The organism is Pantoea sp. Nvir (assembly GCF_009829915.1).
Classification (GTDB): Bacteria; Pseudomonadota; Gammaproteobacteria; order Enterobacterales; family Enterobacteriaceae; genus Pantoea.
Window position 1 is genome coordinate 2,501 of the sequence record NZ_SZZW01000010.1, and the last position, 1,181, is coordinate 3,681.

The 1,181-nt window shown below is 52.2% G+C and carries 1 tRNA gene and 2 rRNA genes (1 of these 3 cut by a window edge); all 3 read left to right on the top strand.

Features of this window, described 5'->3' with window-relative positions:
- Window positions 1-814: ribosomal RNA gene (locus FD729_RS05230) — 23S ribosomal RNA — on the top strand; it begins 2,099 nt to the left of the window's first position.
- Between the two features lie 103 nt (window positions 815-917).
- Window positions 918-1,033: ribosomal RNA gene (gene rrf / locus FD729_RS05235) — 5S ribosomal RNA — on the top strand.
- Between the two features lie 59 nt (window positions 1,034-1,092).
- Window positions 1,093-1,169, top strand: a tRNA-Asp gene (locus tag FD729_RS05240).
- Window positions 1,170-1,181: the final 12 nt, after the last annotated feature.

A 1,181-nucleotide genomic window follows, 5' to 3' on the forward strand; every position in this document is an offset into this window, starting at 1 on the left:
CTGAATATTGAACCTTAATGTGTAGGATAGGTGGGAGGCTGTGAAGCGTGGACGCTAGTCCACGGGGAGCCATCCTTGAAATACCACCCTTTAGAGTTTGGTGTTCTAACATAGGTCCGTTAGCCGGACTGTGGACAGTGTCTGGTGGGTAGTTTGACTGGGGCGGTCTCCTCCCAAAGCGTAACGGAGGAGCACAAAGGTTGGCTAATCCTGGTCGGACATCAGGAGGTTAGTGTAATGGCATAAGCCAACTTGACTGCGAGAGTGACGGCTCGAGCAGGTGCGAAAGCAGGTCATAGTGATCCGGTGGTTCTGAATGGAAGGGCCATCGCTCAACGGATAAAAGGTACTCCGGGGATAACAGGCTGATACCGCCCAAGAGTTCATATCGACGGCGGTGTTTGGCACCTCGATGTCGGCTCATCACATCCTGGGGCTGAAGTAGGTCCCAAGGGTATGGCTGTTCGCCATTTAAAGTGGTACGCGAGCTGGGTTTAGAACGTCGTGAGACAGTTCGGTCCCTATCTGCCGTGGGCGTTGGAGAATTGAGGGGGGCTGCTCCTAGTACGAGAGGACCGGAGTGGACACACCGCTGGTTTTCGGGTTGTCATGCCAATGGCATTGCCCGGTAGCTAAGTGTGGAAAAGATAAGTGCTGAAAGCATATAAGCACGAAACTTGCCTCAAGATGAGTTCTCCCTGACCCCTTGAGGGTCCTAAAGGGACGTTGAAGACGACGACGTTGATAGGCCGGATGTGTAAGCGCAGTGATGCGTTGAGCTAACCGGTACTAATGACCCGTGAGGCTTAACCTTACAACACCAGAGGCGTTTTGTAGAGATATGGTTTTTTAGCTTGTTTCTTTTATCACATCATCCATGTCACCAACTCTCTGGTGATATGGAAAAAATAAATTTGCTTGGCGGCCTTAGCGCGGTGGTCCCACCTGACCCCATACTGAACTCAGAAGTGAAACGCCGTAGCGCCGATGGTAGTGTGGGGTTTCCCCATGCGAGAGTAGGAAACTGCCAGGTATCCATATTATGTACGTATTGCGTTATTAGTCATAATCTTACGCGATATCGTGTTCGGTGGTGCGGTAGTTCAGTCGGTTAGAATACCGGCCTGTCACGCCGGGGGTCGCGGGTTCGAGTCCCGTCCGCACCGCCACCCTCCTTTATA